Below are 3655 nucleotides of genomic sequence, written 5' to 3' on the forward strand. Positions count from 1 at the left end.
GCACCTGTTTCCGGTTTCGCGGGACGCCTGGCGAACAGCCATTGATTTTTATTTGAATATTTTGAAATTTTTCGCCCTGCCAGCGAACGGCACGCGCACGGAAGTGTTCCTCAAGGAAAGCGAACGGGCCTGGGCACAATCTTACTTAAAAACGCACGGCTTTGATTTGAATCAACCGATCGTGGGATTGCACCCCGGAGGAACCTGGCCCGCCAAACTCTGGCCGTGGGAGCGGTTTGCGGATTTGGCGGTTCGTTTAAACACGGCCCTCGGTGTTCGAATTTTTCTTACGGGCGGTCCGAACGACCAGGACATTCTGGACAGGGTTCAGCAAAAAGCGGGGAACGCGGTGTTTCGCGGTGAACTGCTCGGCTTGCGGCAATTGGCCGCGGTACTCAGCCAGTTTTCGGTTTTCGTTTCCAACGATTGCGGTCCCATGCATCTGGCGCCCGCTGTGGGCACACCGACGGTGGGTATTTTTGGGCCCGGGGAACCGGACATCTGGTTTCCGTACAGCGAGGCGGAAGGGCATCGTTTGATTTACAAACACGTGGACTGTTCGCCCTGCCACCACGACTTCTGCCCGACAGACCACCGCTGCATGCGAGCAATTGCCGTGGACGAAGTGTTGGCAGCGGTTGTCGAAACTTTGGTGAGAAGTTAAACCTTGGTTAATTTTCCAACGGAACTCTTCAAATGGCTGTTGAAGGTCTTTCGAAAGCAATGGCAAAAAATTGTCATTCTGAATCTGCCGCAGGCAGATGAAGAATCTCCCGGTTGGGAAAAGGGGATTCCTCACTTCGTTCGGAATGACAGCAGGCAAACTGTCATTCCGAGGAGCAAAGCGACGAGGAATCTGCTGAAAATCACGCCGAAAACTATTGAAATGGTTTTTGCGATTATTTCGTTTCAATTTGAGGAGGAAAATCCCATGAAAAAGTGGATGTTTTTGTTGCTGTGGTTGGGTTTGGGAACCGCACCGGTTTGGGCACAACACATGCCCTACGATCCGGCGCATTCGCTGGGCATTGCGTACCGCAGCGCAGAAAATCCCTACTACTGGAAGAACCGCCCGCCGGTTCCCGGATACTGGCAGCAGGACGTGAACTACACCATTGAGGTGCGACTGACGCCCAAAAATCGCCTGCTGACTGCCCACGAAACCCTGATCTACTACAACAATTCCCCGGATACCCTGCGCGAGGCCTTTTTTCACCTCTACCAAAACGCCTACAAAAAGGGCAGCTACCTGGACAGGCTGCGCCGCTCGCACGGGGACTACAGCATTGCGCGGTTAAAAAAATCGCAGGAGGGGGGAACGGACATTCAAACCCTCGTGGACGGCTCCGGTCAGCCGCTGCATTTTTCCGTGGACAACACGATCATGCGGGTGGAGCTCAACCGGCCGCTTCTGCCGGGCGATTCCACGACCTTTCAAATTGATTTCACGACGCGTTTTTCCACGCTGCGCCACCGGATGAAGTACAATCCCAGCCACGGATTCGATCAATTTACCGCCACCCAGTGGTACCCGAAAATCTGCGTGTACGACCGCCGGTTCGGCTGGACGACCGACCAGCACCTGGGGCACGAATTCTACGGCGATTTTGGAACCTTCGACGTGAAAATCACCCTGCCGCAGGAATTCATTGTGGGAGCCACCGGCTACCTCCTGAACCGGAACGAAGTCCTTCCCCCCGAATTAATGAAAAAACTGCGGATTGAGAATTTCAAAAACAAGCCTTTCGGCCAGAAGCCGTCGGTCATTATTCCGCACGTGGACGGAAAAACCAAAACCTGGCACTACCATGCCGTGAATGTGCACGATTTTGCCTGGACGGCTGATCCGACGTATCGGATTGGCGAAGTGACCCTGAAAAATGGCGTAAAGGTGTACGCTCTGGCGCGGGAGTGGAAGGCCGTCAAATGGCAGGATGCCGCCCAATTTGCGGCTGATGTGGTGCGAATCTACTCCCGGGACATCGGCCCCTTCGGGTACCATAAAATGATTGTGGCTGATGCTGATGACGGGATGGAGTACCCCATGATTACCATGGACGGCGGAACCAGTCCCGGCTACTACGGTCTGTTTGCACACGAGGAGGGCCACAACTGGTTCTACGGAATGATTGGAAACAATGAAACGTACCGGGCCCTTCTGGACGAAGGGTTTACCCAGTTCCTGACATCCTGGAGCATGGAACGCCTGGTGGGACGGAAACAGGATCACAAGACCAAAAAGTTTCCCTACAAAGGTACCAGTTGGGATCGGTACCGGAATTTCAAGGCCTATCTGAACACCGCCCGCATGGGCTACGACGCCCCCATTACCACGCACTCCGATTGGTTTGAAAATTCCGTTGGCTACAATTCCTACCGGCTGGGGTACTACAAAACCTTCACCATGCTGTACAATCTGCAGTACGTGCTGGGGGACAGCCTGTTTTTGAAAGCGCTTCAAACCTATTTTGCCCGATGGAAGTTTTGCCACCCCTACGTGCAGGATTTCCGGAATGTGGTCACACAGGTGGCTCACCGCGATCTCAATTGGTTCTTCGACGAGTGGCTCAACTACACCTGGAGCCTGGATTACGCCGTGAAAGGGATTCGAAATAAAAAAGTGGGAACGGGTTACGAAGCGCAGATCAAACTCAAGCGCAAGGGGCAAATGATCATGCCGCTGGATCTGCAGGTGACGTTGGACGACGGCTCTCAGAGGCGTTTTCAAGTGCCGGTGGACGATTGGGCCAAGTCTCCCGCCTACGGACCGGTGTTGCCCAAATGGGTGGGCATTGGAGAACTGGATCGGACCTACACGGCCAAAATTCGGGTTCCTCAAAGAGTAAAATCGGTGGGAATCGACCCTTCCGGCCGACTGGCGGATTGGTACCAATTGGACAATCGCAGCGGTTTCCCGCCAAAAATCAGGGTTGCACGCCCCTTCCGGTACGAACCGCCGCCTTTAGATGCATACCTTGTTCAATGGAATCCCACCGCATGGTACAACGACGTGGACGGGGTCCGCTTAGGCTTGCGTGCACACGGCTCCTATTTGGAAAGCAGCCAGGTTTTGGGGGAGCACACGCTGGACGTCGGCATTTGGTACGCCACGCGGGCGCCAAAATACCCGCTGGCCTACCGTTTCTCGTTGAAAGAACCCCTGCGGAAATGGGGCAAAGATGTGTACTGGCAGGTGGAAAGTGAGGCCTTGGCGGGACTCGCCTACAACGCCCTGAGTTTTTCCCAGCGGTGGAACAACTATGCCGGGTTTTTCCGAAGCACCCGCCTGACGCTCAAATTGGAAGCCTACAATTTGTACGACCGGAGCTACCTGTGGAATTCGGATTTCTGGCAGGGTCAAAAAATGACGCGGCTACACGTTCGACTGGAGCAGGTACGGCGGTTTCCACACGGCGAAAGTCGTTGGTCCCTGGCGCTGACTTCGGGCTACGTGAGCACCTATTTGCCGCCCCGGTGGAAACTTCCCGTTATTGGACCACCTTCGTTTGCAAATCCCATTCGGGCACACGCCTTCAACAAGGTTGAATTGCTGGTGAATCCCTCGCTGGATTTGGGCCGCGGCTTTGGCGTGCGTCTGCGCGGAACGGCTGGTTACGGTTTTGGAGGCTTGCTGCCCTCACAATCCCGGTTTTAC

At 54.7% G+C, this 3655-nt stretch carries 2 protein-coding genes; both read left to right on the top strand.

Annotated features, from left to right (window positions below):
- Positions 1-664 (top strand): glycosyltransferase family 9 protein (locus GXO76_02220; protein ID NOY76666.1); only part of this gene is annotated, 664 nt, incomplete at its 5' end.
- A gap of 3 nt (positions 665-667) precedes the next feature.
- On the top strand, positions 668-3655 hold a 2988-nt coding region (locus GXO76_02225), incomplete at its 3' end, for a M1 family metallopeptidase (protein ID NOY76667.1).

The sequence above is a fragment of the Calditrichota bacterium genome (genome assembly GCA_013151735.1).
Taxonomy (GTDB): Bacteria; Zhuqueibacterota; JdFR-76; order JdFR-76; family BMS3Abin05; genus BMS3Abin05.